We start from the raw sequence: 19,043 nt of genomic DNA, 5'->3' as shown, positions 1-19,043 counted from the left end.
TTGTGGAAGACATCACTGAACAAAGGGATGGGGATGACCAGGCTGACCGCCAGTTCGTGACGTCCTTGTCGAGAGGTCTTTCGGTTTTGGGGTGTTTTACCGGCGACGACCGATACCTTTCCAATCTGGAGATTTCGAACCGAACCGGTCTTGCGCGTCCCACCGTGTCGCGCCTGACCTATACACTGACCAAAACCGGACATCTTCATCGCGACGATGCCAGCGGCGAATACCGTCTTGCAGCAAAGGTGTTGGAAATCGGCTTTGGCGCCCTTGCCGCTGTGAATGTAATCGAGCGAAGCAGCGAGACTATGGACCGTATCTGTGGCGGGCCAAATCCTTACATCACGGTGGCGCTGGCCGAGCGCAGCGGTAATCGTGCGGTATACCTGGCGACGAGCCGATCGCGCCAGGCTGTATCCTTGACGATGGCGGTGGGTTCTCGCCTGCCGCTGTTTTATTCCGGCATCGGAAGAGCCATACTTGTCGGTGAATCCGAAGAAAACCGGCAGAAGATCCTGCGTGAAGGGATAGCGGAATTTCCTGAACAGAAACACCGGATGGAGCAAAGCATAGAAGAGGCGTTGCGGGACTACACGACTTATGGATACTGCACCAGTTTCGGTGCTTGGAAAGCCGAGATCAACTCGATTGCTGCTCCGGTGCGCTCATTGGATGGCACCTCGATCTACGGTCTGAATATCGGCGGCCCGTCTTTTCTGGTTTCACCGCAAGTGCTTCATGGAAGCTACGGAGTAACTCTCCTTGAGGCAGCAGCGGAACTTGGCGGCCGTAGCTGACGGACAAACTTTGCGTTTGCGCCGCCTGCGCGGAAATCGCGGCACCGGTCCGTCAAATATACCGTCAATAATTCTCGCTTCACCACGATATCCGCGCATGGCGGACATTGGATGATGATGAAAAATTTTCTGATATCAATCGCTTGCGGGAATACTGGTCAACCGCCATCAACACGAATCCACGCGCTAGCCCTTCGAGCACAGCTCTCAGGGCGTTCGTCGCTCGAAAAGGTCCACTGGACCTCATCGTTGAAGCGCTGTGCGCTTCAAACGCTCCTCACTCCCACTCAATCGTGCCGGGGGGTTTGGAGGTGACGTCGTAGACGACGCGGTTGATGCCGCGGACCTCGTTGATGATGCGGGTGGCGGCGCGGCCGAGGAATTCCATGTCGTAGTGGTAGAAATCCGCCGTCATGCCGTCGACGGAGGTGACGGCGCGCAGCGCGCAGACATATTCGTAGGTGCGCCCATCGCCCATGACGCCCACCGTCTGGACCGGCAACAACACAGCGAAGGCCTGCCAGATGGAATCGTAGAGACCGGCATTGCGGATCTCCTCGAGATAGACGGCATCGGCCTCGCGCAGGATGTCGAGCTTGTCGCGGGTGACGCCGCCCGGGCAGCGGATGGCAAGGCCAGGCCCGGGAAACGGGTGCCGGCCGATGAAGCTCTCGGGCAGGCCGAGCTCGCGGCCGAGTGCCCGCACCTCGTCCTTGAAGAGTTCGCGCAGCGGCTCGACGAGCTGCATGTTCATGCGCTCCGGCAAACCGCCGACATTGTGGTGCGACTTGATCGTAACCGACGGCCCGCCGGTGAAGGAGACGCTCTCGATCACGTCCGGGTAAAGCGTTCCCTGGGCCAGGAAATCGGCGCCGCCGAGCTTCTTCGCCTCCTCCTCGAAAACGTCGATGAAGAGCCTGCCGATGGTCTTGCGCTTCGCCTCCGGATCCGCCTCGCCCTCCAGCGCGTCGAGGAAGGTATCGGAGGCGTCGACCAGGGTCAGGGGGATGTTGTAATGCTCGCGGAACATGGCCATCACGTCCGCCGCCTCGTTCTTGCGCATCAGCCCGTGGTCAACGAGGATACAGTTGAGCTGGTCGCCGACCGCCTCGTGGATCAGCAGCGCCGCGACGGAGGAATCGACGCCGCCGGACAGGGCGCAGATGACGCGCCCCTCGCCCACCTGTTCGCGGATCGCGGCCACCGCCTGTTCGCGGTAGGCGGCCATCGTCCAGTCGCCCTTCAGCCCGGCGATCCTGTGGACGAAATTGCCGAGCAGCCTGGCGCCGTCCGGCGTGTGCATGACCTCCGGATGGAACATCATGCCATAGGTCTTGCGCTCGACATTGCCGAAGACGGCGTAGGGCGCGCCTTCCGAGCGGCCGAGAATCTCGAAACCGGGCGGCAGGTCGATGACCCGGTCGCCGTGGCTCATCCAGACCTGATGGCGCTGGCCTTGCGTCCACACGTCCTCGAACAGCGGGCAGTCCTTGAGCACCTCGACATAGGCACGGCCGAATTCGCGGTGGTCGGAGGATTCGGCCTGACCGCCCATCTGCACGCACATCGTCATCTGGCCGTAGCAGATGCCGAGGATCGGAACACCGGCATCGAAGATGGCCTGCGGCGCCCGGGGCGAGTCGATGTCGCCGGTCGAGGCCGGGCCGCCGGACAGGATGACCGCCTTCGGCTGCATGCGCTCAAAACCCGCCTCGGCGGACTGGAACGGGACGATTTCGCAATAGACCCCCGCCTCGCGCACGCGCCGGGCGATAAGCTGGGTGACCTGCGAGCCGAAATCGATGATGAGGACTGTGTCGGGATGGGACGGGCTGTTCATGGCAAGGCTTTAGTGATTCGTTGGCACGAGCGCAAGGCCGCGGCCGGATCAGACGGCAATCCGGCCGTTTTCGATGGCGCTTTCGACCTGATCGATCGCATCCGCCAGCCTCCCGTCGATCACGTGCAGATACTCTGTCCAGTCATCGACATGCTTGAGTTCCTCCTTGCCGTCGGAAATGCCGCGCAGGCCGATCAGAGGGATGTCGAAATGGTGGCAGGCCCGCAAGATCGCGAAGGTTTCCATGTCCACCATATGCGCGTCGATGCCCCGGTAGGCATCGCCGGATACGATGTTGGCACCGGTCGAAAGGGCGGCGGCCCGGATATCCGGCACATTGATCGGCATCTCCACCGTCACCGGCAGGTCCAGAAAGGGCGTCGCGCCCTTTTCAAAACCGAGGGCGCTCGCGTCCATGTCGCGATAGGAAACGGACGACACCTGGTAGACACCGGTCTGCTCCAGCTCCGCGGAGCCCGCCGAGCCGAGGGACACCACGAGGTCGGGGCGCATTCCGGCCGCCTCCAGCCCGCACAGGGCCGCTGTCACCTTGATGGCCGCCTCGACCGGGCCGACACCGGTGATCAGGGGCTCGAAACGCTCCTTGAGCGCCGGCCCGTATTCCTGTTCGGCAGCCATGACATAAAACAGCCGGCGTCCGGCTACGGTCTTTATCCTGTCCTTCATCCCTCGATCCCCTCGCGGCCGACCACCGCCATCATCGTGCCGGTCATCGTCGCTACCAGTTTTTCCGTGCCGTCCTCGCGGACCGCGAAGGCCCGCCCGCCCGCCACGGTGATGGTGCTGCCGGGCTTGGTGACCTCGGCCCGGAAGACGAAGCGTTCGCCCTTTGCCGGCGACAACAGGTTGATCTTGAATTCGATGGTCAGCACCGCCGCATCGGCCGCCATCAACGAGAAGGCCGCATAGCCGCAGGCCGAATCCAGCGCCGTCGAAATGATGCCGGCATGCATGAAGCCGTGCTGCTGGGTGAAATCGCGATGGAAAGGCATTTCCATCTCGACCCGGCCGGGGCCGACGCTCACAAGCTTCATGCCCAGCGTCTCCATCGCCTTCTGGCGCTCGAAGCTGTTTTGGCAGCGGGCCTCGTAATCCGGGTTTCTCGGTTGAAAGTCGGGCAATTCCGTCTCCTCTTACTGGCGCTTTTGCATCACGGAAAAGAAGAATCCGTCCGTTTTTGTGGCGGCCGGAGTCAGCGTGACCGTCTTCATGTCGGCCGACCAGGGCTGCAGCCTGTTCTCGCCGAACAGGTCCTGCCAGACCTCGCCGGCCGAAACCGGCTCGAAGGCGCCGTGGTCCTCGCAAAAGCCGTAGACCTGCGCCTCGTTTTCCTGCGGCAGCACCGAGCAGGTGATGTAGATCAGGAACCCGCCGGGCCGAACGAACGGCGCGGCCGATGCGAGCACCGCCTGCTGCTGATCGAGCCGTTCCTCGAGGTTCTTCTGCGTCAGTTTCCACTTTGTGTCCGGCCGGCGGCGCCAGGTTCCGGTGCCGGTGCAGGGCGCGTCGATGACCACCCGGTCCATGCGGTCCGCCAGCGCGCTCAGATCGGCACCGGCTTCGTGGACCTGCACGTTGCGCGTGCCGGCGCGCTTGAGCCGCTCGAAAATCGGCGCCAGCCTCTGCTTGTCGATATCGTAGGCGTGGATCTGGCCGCTGTTTTCCATCGCTGCCGACAGCGCCAGCGTCTTGCCGCCGCCACCCGCGCAATAGTCGAGCACCTGTTCGCCGCTTCCGGCGAATATCAGGTCGGAAACGACCTGGCTGCCCTCGTCCTGGACCTCGAACCAGCCCTTCTGATAGGCAGGTTCGGCGGTCACATTGGGCAGCCGCGCCGGACCCTCGCCCGGCGCGATGCGCAGGCCGTTACGCGCCAGGCCGGTGCGAACCGCGCCGCTGCGTGACAGCGACTTCAAGGTCTTGTCCACCGTCGATTTCAGCGTGTTGACACGCAGATCAAGCGGCGGCCGTTCCGAGAACGCCTGCGCTTCCGCCATCCATTCGTCGGCGAAGTTCTCTTCGAAGGCGAAGAGGATCCATTCCGGGATATCGGCCTGTACATGCGGCGGTGCCTTGTCCAGCCGGCGGCCAGCGAAGGCCTTTTCTGCCTTCCCGGGCAACCGCTCCGGTGCGAAGCGGTCGCCGGACAGCAGTTCTCGCAGCTTCTCCGGGCCGATCCCCCACTGGCGAAAAATCACCGCGTGAACCAGTGCCTGCGGACTGTCGTCATCCATCAAAAAAGCGTGCGAGAGCTTCTTCCGCAGCGCGTCATAGACCAGATTGCCGATGGCGGCGCGGTCTCCGGAACCGGCAAAGCGGTGGGACAGCCCCCAGTCCTTCAGCGCGTCCGACACGGGCCGCCTTCGCTGTTCGATATCGCCAAGTATCTCGATGGCCGCAGCCATCCGACCGCCAAGCCGCATGTTTCGGGTCCTGTCTCATTCAACGGGGCAGAGCCATAACGCGGCCGGCGCGCAAAGGAAAGCCGGCACGGCTCGAAAGTGCGCCTTGCACCGCGCTGTTCGGCCGACACCGGGCCGATGCCTGCGACACAGTTGAGCCTTGCAAAATGCGCACCCCTGCCGCACGGTCCCGGATGGTTGCAAGGGTTGCAGAATCAACCCATATCGCAGGTATCGGATTTTCGGCGGTACTTCCGCCGCCAGAACAAGGAGCTTCAAGATGAGTGTTCAAGACAATCGGCCAAGCGAAAAGGACATTGCCGACTGGACACAGCGCCGCAACGAGCTCGCCGCCCGCCTCGACGAATTTGAATACACGCCCGAAGACGTCTGGCTGAGGGACCTTGCCGTCCGCCACACAGGGCCGATGGCCGCAGCCTCAAAAGAGTTGAAGAGCGGCGTTCCCGCGAATGACAGCCTCGCGGCCGCGATGGAGGCCGCCGACCGGCATCTCAATGACAATGTCCTGGCCGTCGAAAAACAGGCTGAAGCCGACCTCGCCCGCCTGCGCGACCTGATCAAGAAGTCGGTCGCCGCAATCGACGACTGGATCGCCGCGCACAGGAACTGACGGCGTCCGCCGTCGCGGTCATCACGCCCGCAGCAGCACCCAGGCAAGCCAAAGCCACAATATCGCGTTGACGAAGTAGCCGACGATGAAGAGCGGACGGCGCTTGCGCACGTCGTTGCTGGTGATGTGCACATAGGCGTGGGCGATGCGGCTCACGACGAAGACCCAGGCGAGGAACAGCACCGGGTAGTTCACGCCGTTGACCATGTAGAGCACCACGCAAACGACATAGAACAGGAACGGCAGCTCGAACTGGTTGATCAGGTTGCGGATCGCCGTCGCGCTCGGCTCCGGTTCGATCATCGGAACCTTGAATTCCGACGCCCGCACCTTTCCGGCCCGAACGGCGCTCTGGCGCCGCCGTGATGCGATCACATAGATCGCGTAAATAAGGCCGGTCTGGACGATCAGCGGCCAGAATATCGCCGTGTTGCTCATGGTGGGTCCCCGCTGCGAATCTTCCGGCGAACGGTAGAGCCATTCGCCGCGCGAGGAAACAGCGTCACTTGAGATAATGCGGCGAGGAACCATATGAGAATGATACGCAAAAGGTTGCATGGCGCAGGCAACCGTCCGGCGGCCCCAGCCAGGGCGATACCGCACCAGGCGGCGGACCGGCGCCGCAGCTGCCGAAATACAGGCGGAGGTCCGGCATGTTAAAAAAGCTGCTTCAGGCGATCTTTTCTTCCGATCCTGTCCACGACATGCACCGCGCGGCACCATCGGCGGATACCGGGATGCCGGACAACGGCCTTGACGAGGCGCAGTTCCTGCACCGCATGGGCGCCTTCGAAACCCAGTGCCAGTCCGTCTTCAAGCTGGTCGATCGGGCCAAGGCGCATGCCGAGGAAGTGAGCGAGACGGGACGGATCGAATCGGCATTCATCGACGAGGCCGAGAGCGCGCTTGACGAAGTCCGGGCGGCCGAGGCCGAGATCGCGGCACTCACCGAAGCAACGGCGGGCCTGCCCCAGGTGTTGCTCGCCCGGCTCGACAAGACGGCCGACATGATCGCCGACGCGCACAGCGCGCTTGAAGGCGCGCTCAACGACATCCGCATGGCGAAGATCGATTTCGATTCCAATCGCGACGACGACGATGACGATGATTTCGACGGCGACTGACTGTTACTGAAGGCAGCGACCGCCGGTTTCCCGACCGAATTTGAAAACCGTTACCGGTTTGCTAAACTTTGCCCTGCAAGTCCGGAGCAGTGGAATGGTGAGCCTGACAGCACGGGAAAGCGATCTTGTTTTCCGCATTATGGGGGAGTTGTCCGCGGACCACTCCTGCGAGACGCTGCGCAACTCGATCGGTCCGATGCTGCTCGACCTTTTGAATGCACAGTATTTCGCCTCCTATGTGTGGAGTGACAGGAGCGGAACGTTCGGAAAGAGGATCGCGCTCAATATGAGCGATGACAATCTGAAAACCTACGAAAGCTACTACCAGTTCCACGACCCGATCACCCCGTTGCTGCAAAGAAAGCGCAGAACAACCGCGGTCGCCGAGATCATCTCGCGACGCGCCCTGGAGCGCAGCGAGTTTTTCAACGATTTCCTCGCGCGGGACGGACTCCATTTCGGCATCAACTATTACGCCTACATCGCCGGCCAGAATATCGGCGACCTGCGGATCTGGCGCGGTCGTGGCCGCGAGGACTTCGACCGGCGGGATCTGGAAATCGTCGACGCCATCGGCCCTGCATTCACTCACGCGATGCGCCGCGCCCTCTCCCGGGAGGATATCAACGAGTCGCGCATCTCCCTGACCAACGCCATCGAAAGCGAAAGCGCGCGGGTACACCTAACCGAGCGCGAAAAGGAGATTGCCGCTGCGGTGATGCTCGGCAAGACGGATCAGCAGATTGCCGGGGAACTGTTTATCTCGGTAACCACCGTGCGGACTCACCTCAAACATCTCTTCCGCAAGCTCGGTGTCTCCAGCCGCTCGCAGCTGATGCACCGGATAGCACTTCATTAGGTCGAGTGGACGAAGCCGCCTGCCGGGCGTAGAATGATCGCATGTCCCCGAAAAAAGGGGGAAAGCGATCATGGCATACACGGTTCGCCGCATCGACTATTTCTACATCACGGTCACCGAAACCGCCGGGCTGGGCTACGAGGTTCTCTCCGGGCTGGCGGAGCAGAGCGTCAATCTCGCCGCCGTTACCGCGGTTCCCGCCGGTCCCGCGCGCACGCAGTTCACCGTTTTTCCCGAGGACACCGGCAAGATGAAGAGCGCCGCCCAGAGAGCCAATATCCCGCTCGAAGGTCCGCATCCGGCACTGCTTGTGCGGGGAGATGACGAGATCGGGGCACTGGCGCGCATTCACGAGAAACTCCTCGACGCCAATGTGCACGTCTTTGCCTCCACCGGCGTCGCCGACGGCAAAGGCGGTTACGGCTACATTATCTACGTTCCGCCCGAGGAGTACGAGCGCGCTGCCGAAACGCTCGATGTCTGACGGTCCGTCAGACCTTTTCGAGGATGGCGCACAGATTGATCATGCCCTGCTCCCATCCGCCGGCAAAACCGCGCCGCATGGGCTCGTCGCGGATGGCTGAATGGACGATGCGGATGTCCGTTCCCGAACCTTTCGGCGTCAGCACGATCTCCACCTGGGACCCCGGTGTGGATTCGCGTTCGCCGGAGGCCCGCGCGACGAATTTCGACCAGGTGAAGACAAGCCGGCGATCGTTTTCTATGGCCAGGTACTCCCCTTCGAATCCCACCGTCTTTCCGGTGTCTACGGTTTCCAGAAACCGCCACCTGCCGCCGCGGCGCAGGTCAATCTCAGCGGCGTGCAGCGAACCGGGCCTCGGGCCGAACCATTTCATGACGATGTCCGGATCGGTCCATGCCCTGAAGACATCGCACGGCGGCGCGGAAAAATACCCCTCGACCACGATGGGATCGGCACCGATCTCCGTCTTGACGAACTGCATCGTCACTTGTCCATCTCCTTGAGGACCTGAGCCATGTTGTCGAGCTGGCGCGTCCAGAAGCCGCGGTAATCATCCAGCCAATCTGATGCCTCCTTGAAGGCCTCCGCCCTAAGCCGGCAATGGCGCGTGCGCCCGCGCTTTTCGACCACCAGAAGCCCCGCGTCGCTCAAGACGCGGACGTGGTTGGACACCCCGGTCAACGACATGTCGAAGGGCTCTGCCAGCTCCGACAGGGACGCCTCGCCCCGCAAGAGCCGTTCAAGGATGGCACGGCGTGTTTCGTCGCCGAGTGCGGCAAAGGTCTGGTCGAGATGCTGCATGGGATCTCCTGAAAACTCAAGCAACTACTTGACTGTTTCATACGCCGCCCATAAAGTCAAGCAATTACTTGACTATTTCGAGGCAACGGAATCGTCACCTCAAAACCTCACAACAGACTGATATTCAAGGAAAAACAATGAGAGAGATCGCAGTTCTGAGTTTCGTTTCGCTCGATGGCGTCATGCAGGGGCCTGTTCAACCGGACGAAGACACCTCCGGCGGATTCACGCAAAGCGGCTGGTCGGCCCCCTATCTGGAAGAGGTCATGACGCTGGTGAACCGGGAACTCATGGAAGAACCGGTGGCCTTCCTCTTCGGCCGCAAGACCTACGAGATGTTTGCCCGGCACTGGCCGAACGTGACCGGCAGTGAACACGGCGACCTTCTGAACCGCTCGAAAAAATATGCCGTTACCTCGACGCTTGAGACCGCCGCATGGCAGAATTCGGAGCTGATCACGGGCGATTGCGTCGAGGCACTGCGGCACCTCAAGGCGCAGGACGGCCCGCGGCTCCAGGTGCACGGCAGCGCCGGCCTCATCCAGACCCTGACCGCCCATGACCTTGTCGACGAGTTCCGCCTGTTCACCTTTCCCGTCGTGCTGGGGGCCGGAAAACGCCTGTTCGAAGGGGACACCGCGCCGGCACGCCTTTCGCTTTCGCGATCGCAGACGACGAAAAACGGTGTCGTCATGAGCATTTACCGGCGGTCCTGAACCCAATCCCGAAAGCGGCAATACCGAAATATCCTCATTTGTGAGGATACCGCCCGACCGGCGCACAGGACAGGATGGGACAAAACGCATGGAGGAGATGCCGTATTGTCACGTCCAGATCCGGTCGAACTGACCATCACCGAGGCCCTTTCCGAGATGCGGGAGGGAAAGCTCTCGAGCTCGGACTATGTCGAGGCCCATATCGACAGGTGCGAGAAACACGCCGATCTGAACGCCGTCGTCTCGCATGACTGGGATGCCCTTCGCCGGGCGGCGCGCGCGACCGACGAAAAGGGCAACGCGGGACAGGGCCTTGCCGGCATACCGCTGGTATTGAAGGACAATATCAACACCAGCACCCTGCCGACCAGCGCCGCCACCGGCGCGCTTCGCGGATGGGTCGCCGGCAGCAACGCCCCGATCGCTGAGGCGCTGTTTGCCGAAGGCGCCCTGCTCGGCGCCAAGGGCAACATGCACGAGCTTGCCTTCGGCATCACCACCAACAACGCGGTGACGGGCGCGTCGCGCAATCCCTTCAACAGGCAAATGATACCGGGCGGCTCCAGCGGCGGCGTCGGCACCGCCGTCGGGGCGCGGCTCATGCCCGGCGGCATCGGAACCGACACCGGCGCATCCGTGCGCCTGCCGGCGGCGCTCTGCGGCATTGTCGGCTATCGCCCGACCGTCGGCCGCTATTCCGGTACGGGCATCGTGCCGATCTCCCATACGCGGGACACGGCCGGGCCGATGGTCCGCAGCGTCGCCGATGCGCGGCTTCTCGACGCGGTCATGTCGGGCTGCCGCTCCTCCGGCGAGACAGCCGACCTTGATTCCGTGCGCATTGGCGTTCCGAAGGCGCATTTTTACGACGATCTCGACCCGCATGTCGCCGAAATCGCCGAACGGACGCTTGAGAAGCTTGGCAATGCGGGCGCCCGGCTTGTCGATGTCGAACTGCCCGATATCGCCGCGTTGAACGACGCGGTCGGCTTTCCGGTGGCGCTTTACGAGTTCAAGGTGGATCTTGCCGACTACCTCGCCCGGAACGGGCTCTCGCTGACGCTTGAGGACATCCACGCTGGCGTCGAAAGTCCCGACGTCAAGGGCGTGATGGGGTCCCAGCTCGGCGACGAGGCCATTCCCGAAGCACTTTACCGGCAGGTCATGAGCATCGAGCGGCCGAAACTGCAAAAGGCCTACGAGACCTGCTTTGCCGAGAACGGGATCGCCGCCCTCCTGTTTCCGACGGCACCGCTGCCGGCGCGTCCGATCGGCGAGGACGAGACCGTCGAACTCAACGGCGCGCGCGTGCCGACCTTCACCACCTTCATCCGCAACACCGATCCCGCGAGCAACGCCGGCATTCCCGGCATCAGCCTGCCGGCGGGCCTGACCGCGGAACGCCTGCCCGTCGGGATGGAGCTCGACGGGCCGGCCGGATCGGACGAGCAACTGCTGGCGATCGCGGCGGCGGTCGAGGCCGTGCTCGGGCCCGGCGAAGCGCCGAAACTCTAAGAACGACAGGGAGTACAGATCATGGACCGCAGACTGTTCATCAAACTCGCCGCCTCCACGGCGGCAATGAGCGCCGTTCCCGCGGTCGGCGCGGCGCTCGCCGCCGATCCGATCAAGGTCGGCGTCCTGCTGCCGCAATCCGGCCCGGGCGGGCTTTTCGGCCCGTCCTGCGAGAACGCCACCAACCTCGCCGTCGCCGAGATCAACGGGGCCGGCGGCATTCTGGGGCGCATGATCGAGCCGATCTTCGCCGATGTCGGCGGCCCGCCGTCGGACGCCAACCAGGCGGCCCTCAAGCTGTGGAAGGGCGAGAAGGTCGACGCCTTCATCGGCATGCATGACAGCGCCGTGCGCGGCGCGCTCACCAACCTCTTCAAGGGACAGGTGCCTTATATCTATACGCCGGTCTACGAGGGCGGCGAATGCGCGGCCGGAACCTATGTGCTCGGCGAGACGCCGGCGCAACAGCTTGAGCCGGTGATCCCGTGGATGGCCGCCAACAAGGGGGCCAGCAAGTGGTACCTGATCGGCAACGACTACAACTGGCCGCGCGACACCAATACCGCCGCCAAGGGTTATATCGAGGCGTCCGGTGGCACGATTGTCGGCGAGGAATACCTGCCGTTCACGGCGGACAATTTCGACAGCAACCTCGCCAAGATCAAGAGCAGCGGCGCCGACGCGGTGCTGATCACGCTGGTCGGCGGCGCGTCCGTCGGCTTCAACCGCGCCTTCGCGAGTTTCGGCCTGCCGGATTCCGTCGTGCGCCTCGGAACGCTGATCGAGGAGAACACGCTGGCCGGCATCGGCGCCGAGAACTCGAAGAACCTTTATTCCTCGGCCGGCTATTTCGCCGCAATCGACACGCCGGCGGCAACCGCCTTCTCGAAAGCCTATCACGGCAAGTTCGGCGCCGACGCGGCCGCCCTCAATACGCTGGGTGAATCATGCTATGAAGGCATGAAGCTGCTCCAGGCGCTGGCGGAAAAGGCTGGCTCGCTGGATGTGGCCGACCTGGAGAACGCGGCCGACGGGACCAGCTATGACGGGCCGCGCGGACGGGCGACCATGAGTGAGCGGCACGTTTCAAGGGACGTCTTCCTCGCTGAGGCAGACGGCGCGGGCTTCAAGGTGGTGGAGGTCTTCCCCGCCGTAAGCGCCGGTAAGAACTGCCAGTAAGCGGTTGGAAAGCCAACGGAATTGGATCTGATCCTCACAAACGGCATGAACCTCGTCTATGCCGTCGCGACCCTGGCGCTGATCGCGCTGGGGCTCGCTGTCGTCTTCGGCCTGCTCGGCGTGATGAACATGGCCCACGGCGAGTTCGTCATGCTGGGTGCGTTCAGCGTCTACGTGACACAGGAGGCAGGGCTTCCAATCCTCGCGGCGGTGCCGCTGGCGCTTGGCGTCTGCGGCATCGTCGGTTACTGCGTCGAGTGGTCGATCGTCAGGCACCTCTACAGCCGCCCCTTCGATACGCTGCTGGCGACATGGGGGCTTTCCATCCTGATGCGCAAGATCGTCGAGGTGAGCTTCGGCCGCGACTACAAGAGCATCGACCAGGTGCTTCCCGGAACCGTCGACCTTTTCGGCATCGCCTATCCCTCCTACCGCCTTGTGCTGCTCGCCGTGATCGCCGGCTTCTTCGGCCTGCTCTTTATCTGGTATCGCCGCAGCAATACCGGGGCGCGCATCAAGGCGATGGTGTCCAATCCGCCGCTCGCGGCAGCCGTCGGCATCGACACGGCGCGCCTGGCGCGCATGACATTCGTCTTCGGTGTCTGCACGGCGGGCCTCGCCGGCGTCGCGCTTGCGCCGCTGGTGCGGGTCGAACCCTATATGGGCATCGACTACCTGTTGTCGTCCTTCTTCATCCTGGTCGTCGGCGGGCTCGGTTCGCTCGAGGGGCTGCTGATCGGCTCCACGGTCATCGGCGGCACGGATGCGGTGATTTCGACGCTGTTCGCCAAGACCAGCGGCTACATGGCCGTGCTCCTGATCTCCATCCTTTTCCTGTGGCTGAGACCCGATGGCCTATTCTCGCGTCGCTAGCCTTCTTGCCTTCGTGCTTCTCCTTGCGGTGCCGGCGCTGTCCGGCATGTTCACGGCCTACCAGCTCGGGCTCTACCTGATCTTCGGCTTGGTCGGCCAGGGCATCGCGCTGTGCTGGGGGCGGGCCGGGTTCCTGCCGCTCGGACAGGCGCTGTTCTTCGGCATCGGCGCCTATATCGCGGGCGCTGCCCTCAAGGGCGCAGACGGGAATGTCTTCATGCTCGTCCCGCTGCTGGCGGTTGCAGTCGCGGTTCCCGCGCTGCTGGCGGCGCTGGTCGGACTGCTGGTCTTCAACCGGCAGATCGGCTCCGGCCCCTATTTCTCGCTGATCACGCTGGCGCTGACGATGCTGGGTTTCCAGCTCGCCAACAGCGCCGACACGATCACGGGCGGCTTCAACGGCATGACCGGCATTCCGGGTCTGCCGGGCATCGACAGTTTCGGCAATCTCTATTTCGTCATCGTAGGCGTGCTCGCAGTCGTCAGCCTCGGCCTTTACTGGCTGCTGAAGACGCCGTTCGGCGTCCTGCTCTCGGCAACGGCGCAGAACGAGGAGCGGCTGCAGTTCTTCGGCTTCAACACCAGCGCCCTGAAGGCCGCGGCCTTCGGCATCAGCGCCGGGCTCGCGGGCCTTGCCGGCGCGCTCTACGCGCCGCATCAGGGCATCGTCACGCCGCAATCGGTGGGCTTCCTGCTGTCGGCCGAATTCGTCATCTGGACCGCGGTGGGCGGGCGGGCATCGATCGCCGGGCCGGTGATCGGCGCCGTCGTCATCGGCTTCCTCGCTTCCGAGCTGCGCGACGCGTTCCGCTACTGGGAAGCGGTGATCGGGCTGATCTTCATCGTCACCGTGCTGAAGTTCCCGCAAGGGCTGGTGGGGCTCGCCGGCGCACTGCCCGGGTGGTTTTCGGACGCCGCGCGCAGACCCTCGCGACGCCGGGATGTCGCCGCTCCCCCGCACAGGAGCGATGACGCGCCGTCCCTCGTCTTCGACAGCGTGGGGGTGAGAATCGGCCCCGTGCGCATTCTCGATGGCCTCAGTCTGCGGATCGACAAGCCCGGGATCCACGCCATCATCGGTCCGAATGGCGCCGGCAAGACGTCCGCCTTCAATGCGATGACGGGCCGCCTGCCCCTCACCGCCGGCAACATCGCGTGGCACGGCCATTCGCTGGCCGGCCTCAAGCCGTATCAAGTGGCGCGCCGGGATATCTCCCGGAAGTTCCAGGTCCCATCCGTGTTCGCCGATCTCACGGTGGATGAAAACCTGGATATCGCGCTGTGGGCGAACCGGATCGGCCTCGCGGCGCTGTTTTCCATGCGGCCGCACGCATGGCGCAGCGATCTTTTCGAAGCACTGGCGGAACGCTTTGTCTTCCTGAAGGACGGCGGGACGACCGCCGGCGCGCTGTCGCTCGGCCAGCGCCAGATGCTGGACTTTTCGATGACCTATCTCACCGAGGCGCGGCTCGTGCTGCTGGATGAGCCCTGCGCCGGGCTTTCCACCGGCGAGACGGCACAGATGATCGAGGCGATCGCCGCGATCAACGCGTCGATCGGTTCGACCGCCATCATCATCGAGCACGACATGCGCGTGGTCGAGCGCTTGAGCGACCACGTCTTCGTCATGCACCAGGGCCGGCTCCTGGCCGAGGGCAACATCGCCGCCGTGCGGGCCGATCCGGAGGTCCAGGCGGTCTATAGCGGAGGCACGAAATGACCGCCCTGCTCGATGTCAACGGCCTTTCCGGCGGTTATGGCGACGTCACCGTCGTGCGCGGCGTATCGCTCGCCGCCGGCTCCGGGCAGGCCGTGTTCGTCACCGGCCGCAACGGCGTCGGCAAGTCGACCCTGGTGAAACTCATCGCCGGCCAGCTCCCCGCAGAAAGCGGCACGATCTCAATGAAGGGACAGGATGTCACCGCCCTGCCCGCGCATGGCCGCAGACGATGCGGCATCGGCTACGCGCCGCAGGAGGGCGTCGTTTTCGACGGCCTTTCGATCTTCGAGAACCTGACGCTGCACCGGCCGGACCGCGACCTTACGCGGTACCGCGAGCTCTTCGGACAGTTTCCGCGCATCGAGGAGCGCCTGCAGCAGACAGCCGGCACGCTGTCGGGCGGCGAAAAGAAGATCCTCTCCTTCTGCCGGGCGCTCGCTGAAGACACGCCGCTGGTCATCCTGGACGAGCCGTCGGAGGGCGTGCAGCCGGAGAACATCGACAGGATGGCGCAATTCATCCTCGAGGCGAAAGCCGCCGGGCGGTCGTTCCTGATCGTCGAGCAGAACCTGACGCTCGTCGAGGAAGCCGCCGACCATGTCTATCTGCTCGACCACGGGGAATGCGTCTTCGAGACCGCGCGAACGGACAATCTGCGCGAGACGCTATCGGAACGGCTGCAGATCTGAACTCAAACGCCCTTGATGGTCAGGCCCGCGTGCCGGCGACGAACCGCGTCGCCGCGAAGAGGCCGAGCAGCGCCAGCGGCAGGCTGGCGATGAAGACCGCCGCGGCGACGAATTTCAGCCGCGCCGGATCGTCTATGCCGGACGCGTTGGCGACGATGCCGATGAAGGCGGCGCCAAGCGCGAAACCGAGGCGGTGAACGGTCGGCAGAGCGCTTGAGACCCGCCTTGTCTCTTCCTGCGGCGCGATGCCGGTCGCAAGGCGCAGGATGAACGTCCAGGCCGTCCCGAATCCGAAGCCCAGCATCGAGGCGAAGACCGCCACCAGCCAGACAGGACCTTGCGGCACGGCGTAGATGAGGCCGGCGGTGCCGACCGTTATGATCGTCATGCCGGTGAGGATGAACATGCGGTCGCGCGACGGCGGCTGCCCGGAGACCAGCAGCGCGGCGACCGTCCAGGCGATGGATTCGAGCGCGATGACATAACCGGCGACCAGCACCGAAACGCCGTGCAGGCTGGTGATCAGCAACGGCACGTAGATGGTGACGGCCGTCGTCGCGGCGGCGAAGCAGATGATCATGACGATCGCCGCGCCGATCGGGTCGAACAGGCTGAGGGGCCGCGGCGGCAGCAGGCGGCTTTCCGTGTGGCCGGCATCGAGGCGGACGAACAGCGCCAGGCACAAAAGGCCGAGAAGGACGAAGACCGTCGTGCCGAGCGGCGCGACGTCGATGCCGCCATAGGCGACCAGCACGACGCCGGCGCAAAGCCACATCAGCCGCTGCAGCGGAAAGCGTTCGTGCTCCGCCGCCTTCGGTCCGTCGCCCTTGTCCTTCTGCAGGAACATCCAGGCCGCAAGGGCGAGCGCCTGCAGGGCGAAGAACCAGAAGCCGTTGCGCCAGTTCGAGAACTCGACGAAGAGCCCGCCGATCAGCGGCCCGGTGAAGGCCGATACGCCCCAGATGGTCGAGATCGCCGCCATGACCCGGGGGACGAGCCGCGGCGGGAACCGAACGGCGGTCAGCACGAAGGAGAGCGCCATCAGGCCGCCGCCGCCGAGGCCCTGGAATATGCGGCCCAGGAGAAGCACTTCCATTGCCGGCGCCAGCGCGCTCACCGCGCAACCGAGGGCGAACAGGGCACCGGCCAGCGCCATCGGCAGGCGGATGCCGAAACGCATGGACAAGAGGCCGCCCGCAGCGCCGACGACGATGGTGCCCATCTCGTAGAGGGCGAAGGTCCAGGGAACGAGCGCGACGCCGCCGATATCGGCGACGATCGCCGGGGTCATGGTGGAGACAAGCAGCCCGTCGGCGGCATGCAGCCAGACGCCAAGGCAGGCGGCGGCGAGCGGAACGCGCAGGCCCGGCGCCGTGATTTCCCTCCATTGCACCTGGTCGCGCTCGATGCCGCCCTCCCCCGGTCTTTACCTATCTGATATTGATCCTAATTCCTCAAGTTAACTTGAGGTCAAGCAGTTTCTTCCTTGAGGCTCGAATATGCGCGGGCACAGCCGCTCCCACCCGGCAAATTGGCACGGCTGCGGGCGCTGTCAATCGCAATTCGATAAATGCATGAGGCCGCGGCAAAAGGCGACCGGGCGGCCATCCGGAGGCGTACTCGCCACTGCACTGAATTCGCCAGGGGTCTCACACCGCCCGGTCCCACCAGGAGGCGCGATTAACGTGGCGATCGGCGGCTGCGTCAGACACTGCCCGGATAGTTGGGGCTTTCGCGGGTGATCGTCACGTCGTGGGTGTGGCTTTCGCGCAGGCCCGCGCCGGAGATGCGCACGAAGCGGGCGCGCTCGTGCAGCTCGTCAAGGTTCGCGGCACCGACATAGCCCATTGCGGCTTTCAGGCCGCCGCCGAGCTGGTGCAGCACGGCGGCCACGGGCCCCTTGTAGGGCACCTGCCCCTCGATGCCTTCCGGCACCAGTTTCAGCGTGTCGCGCACCTCGGCCTGGAAATAGCGGTCCGCCGAACCGCGCGCCATGGCGCCGACCGAGCCCATGCCGCGATAGGCCTTGAAGGAGCGGCCCTGGTAGAGATAGACCTCGCCGGGGCTTTCGTCGGTGCCGGCAAGGAGCGATCCGATCATCACCGCCGAGGCGCCGGCGGCAATCGCCTTGGCCATGTCGCCGGAATACTTGATGCCGCCGTCGGCGATCACCGGGATATTGCGCTCGGCGGCGGCCTCGACGGCGCTCAAAACGGCCGAGAGCTGCGGCACGCCGACACCGGCGACGATACGCGTCGTGCAGATGGAGCCCGGCCCAATGCCGACCTTGATCGCGTCGGCGCCGGCATCGATCAGCGCCTTGGTGCCATCCGACGTTGCCACGTTGCCTGCCATGATGCGCACGGAATTGGACAACTGCTTGACCCTGGAGACGGCGTCGAGGACGCGCTGCGAATGGCCGTGGGCCGTGTCGATGACGAGGAGGTCGATACCGGCGTCGATCAGCCGCTCGGCCCGCTCAAAGCCGTCCTCGCCGACTGTGGTGGCGGCGCCGACGCGCAAGCGGCCCTGCGCGTCCTTGGACGCATCGGGATTGAGCTGCGACTTCTCGATATCCTTGACGGTGATCAGGCCGATGCAGTGGCCGTCCGGGTCGACGACCAGCAGCTTTTCGATGCGGTGCTGGTGAAGCAGCTTCTTGGCCTCGTGCTGCTCGACATTCTCGCCGACCGTCACCAGCCCCTCGCTGGTCATCAACTCGCTGATCTTCTGTCCCGGATCGGAGGCGAAGCGCACGTCGCGGTTGGTGAGGATGCCGACGAGGCGGCCGCTGTTCTGGCCGCCCGTGCCGCCGTTCTCGACCACCGGAATGCCGGAAATGCCGTGCGTCTTCATAAGGAGCTGCGCGTCGCCGAGCGTCGCGTCCGGGCCTATTGTAACCGGGTTGACGACCATGCCGGATTCGAACTTCTTGACCTGGCGGACCTCCTCGGCCTGTTCCTCGGGCGTCAGATTGCGGTGGATGACGCCGATGCCGCCGGCCTGCGCCATGGCGATGGCGAGGCGCGCCTCGGTGACGGTGTCCATCGCCGAGGAGACGATGGGGAGATTAAGGTCGATATCGTGGGCGATACGTGTGCGGATGTCCGTCTCGCCGGGCAACACCGTCGAGTGGCCGGGCTGCAGCAGCACATCGTCAAAGGTAAGGGCTTCGTGTCCGGTCGCCGATTCGATAATGCGCACCATGGCCAATCCTCTAAGGTGTGGGAATGCGACGGCCCGCCGCTTCGGCGCCGCTGCAGTCTCGTTGCTCGATCAGAAGTTGGCGTTGGCTGGTACCACGGAAAGGCGGCAAAGGGAACAGAAAAAGTACAAGGCCAAATGGATATAGCCAACGATCCGTAATGTTTGAATGAAGCGGGCAGCGT

The 19,043-nt window shown here is 64.1% G+C and carries 20 protein-coding genes; 11 read left to right on the top strand and 9 right to left on the bottom strand.

All coding sequences use genetic code 11. From position 1 onward, the window contains the following. The first annotated feature begins 2 nt into the window (after positions 1 to 2). A complete protein-coding gene (locus tag E4M07_RS22315) occupies positions 3 to 800 on the top strand; it encodes an IclR family transcriptional regulator (protein ID WP_169054345.1) in 798 nt (265 codons plus the stop codon). A 277-nt stretch (positions 801 to 1,077) separates the two neighbouring features. On the opposite strand, the gene guaA is transcribed toward E4M07_RS22315, so the two are convergent. From guaA to E4M07_RS22295, 4 genes are all read right to left on the bottom strand, one after another. Next, on the bottom strand, positions 1,078 to 2,640 hold the full coding sequence (gene guaA, locus E4M07_RS22310; protein ID WP_136660624.1) for a glutamine-hydrolyzing GMP synthase: 1,563 nt from the start codon (positions 2,638 to 2,640) through the stop codon (positions 1,078 to 1,080). Between the two features lie 48 nt (positions 2,641 to 2,688). After that, positions 2,689 to 3,327: a 5'-methylthioadenosine/S-adenosylhomocysteine nucleosidase gene (locus tag E4M07_RS22305; RefSeq protein WP_136660623.1), complete on the bottom strand. Its 639-nt coding sequence runs from the start codon at positions 3,325 to 3,327 to the stop codon at positions 2,689 to 2,691. Continuing rightward, positions 3,324 to 3,710: a PaaI family thioesterase gene (locus tag E4M07_RS22300; RefSeq protein ID WP_136660768.1), complete on the bottom strand. Its 387-nt coding sequence runs from the start codon at positions 3,708 to 3,710 to the stop codon at positions 3,324 to 3,326. Before E4M07_RS22300 ends, E4M07_RS22305 begins: the two co-directional genes overlap by 4 nt. A gap of 84 nt (positions 3,711 to 3,794) precedes the next feature. Continuing rightward, positions 3,795 to 5,084, bottom strand: coding sequence for an RsmB/NOP family class I SAM-dependent RNA methyltransferase (locus E4M07_RS22295; RefSeq protein WP_136660622.1), 1,290 nt, complete (start codon positions 5,082 to 5,084; stop codon positions 3,795 to 3,797). Between the two features lie 259 nt (positions 5,085 to 5,343). Here E4M07_RS22295 and E4M07_RS22290 point away from each other — a divergent pair, with 259 nt between their 5' ends. Continuing rightward, entirely contained in the window at positions 5,344 to 5,694 is a 351-nt protein-coding gene (locus tag E4M07_RS22290) for a hypothetical protein (RefSeq protein WP_136660621.1), read from the top strand. A 21-nt stretch (positions 5,695 to 5,715) separates the two neighbouring features. Here E4M07_RS22290 and E4M07_RS22285 read toward each other — a convergent pair whose 3' ends face one another. After that, positions 5,716 to 6,132: an MAPEG family protein gene (locus tag E4M07_RS22285; RefSeq protein ID WP_136660620.1), complete on the bottom strand. Its 417-nt coding sequence runs from the start codon at positions 6,130 to 6,132 to the stop codon at positions 5,716 to 5,718. 215 nt (positions 6,133 to 6,347) lie between these two features. Here E4M07_RS22285 and E4M07_RS22280 point away from each other — a divergent pair, with 215 nt between their 5' ends. The 3 genes from E4M07_RS22280 (at position 6,348) to E4M07_RS22270 (ending at position 8,161) form a co-directional block, all read left to right on the top strand. Further along, positions 6,348 to 6,818, top strand: a complete 471-nt coding sequence (locus E4M07_RS22280) for a hypothetical protein (RefSeq protein WP_136660619.1) — start codon at positions 6,348 to 6,350, stop codon at positions 6,816 to 6,818. 94 nt (positions 6,819 to 6,912) lie between these two features. Next, positions 6,913 to 7,677: a LuxR family transcriptional regulator gene (locus E4M07_RS29445; protein ID WP_210237220.1), complete on the top strand. Its 765-nt coding sequence runs from the start codon at positions 6,913 to 6,915 to the stop codon at positions 7,675 to 7,677. A 70-nt stretch (positions 7,678 to 7,747) separates the two neighbouring features. Beyond that, entirely contained in the window at positions 7,748 to 8,161 is a 414-nt protein-coding gene (locus tag E4M07_RS22270; protein ID WP_136660618.1) for a hypothetical protein, read from the top strand. 7 nt (positions 8,162 to 8,168) lie between these two features. On the opposite strand, the gene E4M07_RS22265 is transcribed toward E4M07_RS22270, so the two are convergent. Both E4M07_RS22265 and E4M07_RS22260 read right to left on the bottom strand, forming a co-directional pair. Continuing rightward, complete coding sequence (locus E4M07_RS22265) at positions 8,169 to 8,642, bottom strand: SRPBCC domain-containing protein (RefSeq protein WP_246660567.1); 474 nt, start codon at positions 8,640 to 8,642, stop codon at positions 8,169 to 8,171. 2 nt (positions 8,643 to 8,644) lie between these two features. After that, entirely contained in the window at positions 8,645 to 8,962 is a 318-nt protein-coding gene (locus E4M07_RS22260; protein WP_136660616.1) for a metalloregulator ArsR/SmtB family transcription factor, read from the bottom strand. A 137-nt stretch (positions 8,963 to 9,099) separates the two neighbouring features. Between E4M07_RS22260 and E4M07_RS22255 the strand changes: the two genes are divergently transcribed. From E4M07_RS22255 to E4M07_RS22230, 6 genes are all read left to right on the top strand, one after another. Continuing rightward, entirely contained in the window at positions 9,100 to 9,678 is a 579-nt protein-coding gene (locus E4M07_RS22255) for a dihydrofolate reductase family protein (RefSeq protein ID WP_136660615.1), read from the top strand. 105 nt (positions 9,679 to 9,783) lie between these two features. Further along, entirely contained in the window at positions 9,784 to 11,193 is a 1,410-nt protein-coding gene (gene iaaH, locus E4M07_RS22250) for an indoleacetamide hydrolase (RefSeq protein ID WP_206057355.1), read from the top strand. Between the two features lie 21 nt (positions 11,194 to 11,214). Next, entirely contained in the window at positions 11,215 to 12,372 is a 1,158-nt protein-coding gene (locus tag E4M07_RS22245; protein ID WP_136660614.1) for a substrate-binding domain-containing protein, read from the top strand. 21 nt (positions 12,373 to 12,393) lie between these two features. Continuing rightward, positions 12,394 to 13,245: a branched-chain amino acid ABC transporter permease gene (locus E4M07_RS22240; protein WP_246660559.1), complete on the top strand. Its 852-nt coding sequence runs from the start codon at positions 12,394 to 12,396 to the stop codon at positions 13,243 to 13,245. Then, complete coding sequence (locus E4M07_RS22235; RefSeq protein WP_136660613.1) at positions 13,223 to 14,965, top strand: ATP-binding cassette domain-containing protein; 1,743 nt, start codon at positions 13,223 to 13,225, stop codon at positions 14,963 to 14,965. Before E4M07_RS22240 ends, E4M07_RS22235 begins: the two co-directional genes overlap by 23 nt. Continuing rightward, complete coding sequence (locus tag E4M07_RS22230) at positions 14,962 to 15,654, top strand: ATP-binding cassette domain-containing protein (protein WP_136660612.1); 693 nt, start codon at positions 14,962 to 14,964, stop codon at positions 15,652 to 15,654. The genes E4M07_RS22235 and E4M07_RS22230 overlap by 4 nt, the downstream gene beginning before the upstream one ends. Before the next feature lie 19 nt (positions 15,655 to 15,673). On the opposite strand, the gene E4M07_RS22225 is transcribed toward E4M07_RS22230, so the two are convergent. After that, positions 15,674 to 17,047, bottom strand: a complete 1,374-nt coding sequence (locus E4M07_RS22225; RefSeq protein WP_136660611.1) for an MFS transporter — start codon at positions 17,045 to 17,047, stop codon at positions 15,674 to 15,676. 311 nt (positions 17,048 to 17,358) lie between these two features. After that, positions 17,359 to 18,861, bottom strand: coding sequence for an IMP dehydrogenase (gene guaB, locus E4M07_RS22220; protein ID WP_136660610.1), 1,503 nt, complete (start codon positions 18,859 to 18,861; stop codon positions 17,359 to 17,361). Between the last annotated feature and the right edge of the window lie 182 nt (positions 18,862 to 19,043).

Origin of the sequence: Nitratireductor sp. XY-223 (genome assembly GCF_004959855.1) — a bacterium.
Classification (GTDB): domain Bacteria; phylum Pseudomonadota; class Alphaproteobacteria; order Rhizobiales; family Rhizobiaceae; genus Hoeflea_A.
The sequence above is the reverse complement of the archived record's forward strand: the minus strand, read 5'-3'. Positions and strand labels throughout refer to the sequence as shown.